Source organism: Pseudoalteromonas sp. Angola-4 (assembly GCF_028599265.1).
Lineage (GTDB): Bacteria > Pseudomonadota > Gammaproteobacteria > Enterobacterales > Alteromonadaceae > Pseudoalteromonas > Pseudoalteromonas atlantica.
Genome location: NZ_JAQREK010000048.1, coordinates 1 through 684, shown reverse-complemented (window position 1 = coordinate 684; position 684 = coordinate 1). Strand labels below are relative to the sequence as shown.

1 protein-coding gene is annotated in these 684 nt (G+C 37.1%); it reads right to left on the bottom strand.

Annotation, left to right across the window (positions count from 1 at the left end):
* On the bottom strand, positions 1 to 607 hold a 607-nt coding region (locus PSH48_RS20690), incomplete at its 3' end, for a thioredoxin domain-containing protein (RefSeq protein ID WP_273612288.1).
* Positions 608 to 684: the final 77 nt, after the last annotated feature.

Sequence of the window (684 nt, the reverse complement as noted above, 5' to 3'; positions counted from 1 at the left end):
GTGAATCGGTTGCCTCTAATGCGGCCTCACATTTTGCCTTAATATTATTAAAGTATGCATCTTGCTCTTTTACATCTATTGTTTCTATTAACGCAGCGGCTTCATCGAGTTTGTGGATTTGTATACATATATCTGCCAGTACTAATTTAATCCTCGCATTTCGACTATCAAGTTCATACGCTTGTTTGGCATAAGTAAACGCGGCATTTAAGTCGCTATTAATCAGTGCTTGCTTAGCCTGCTCTAATAATAAGTCTTGTTGAGCTGGTAAATGTTTAGATAATGCATCACGAACTTGGCTTTCTGTTTGAGCACCCGCTAATAAATCAACTGGAGCTGAGTCTTTTAATAACACTAAAGTAGGTAAGGTTTGCAATCCAACTTGTTGGGCAAGTTGAGAGGCAAGTGCCTGCTCTGCATCGCAGTCTAAGTTTGCGACTACTATATAGTTGCTGTATTCAGCAGCTAACTTATCTAAAATAGCTGCTTGGCTAATACACTCTGGGCTTTGTGGAGAAAAAAAGTTAAGTAGTACTAACTTTTGTTGTGATGTTTCACCCAATACTTGCTGAAGGTTTTGTGCGTTAAGACTAACTATATTGCTCATTGAATTATTGCCATGTTCATCTATTTAGGTTTTTATATGGTGATGAAGATAATAATTACAAGTCATCTGTTTAAATC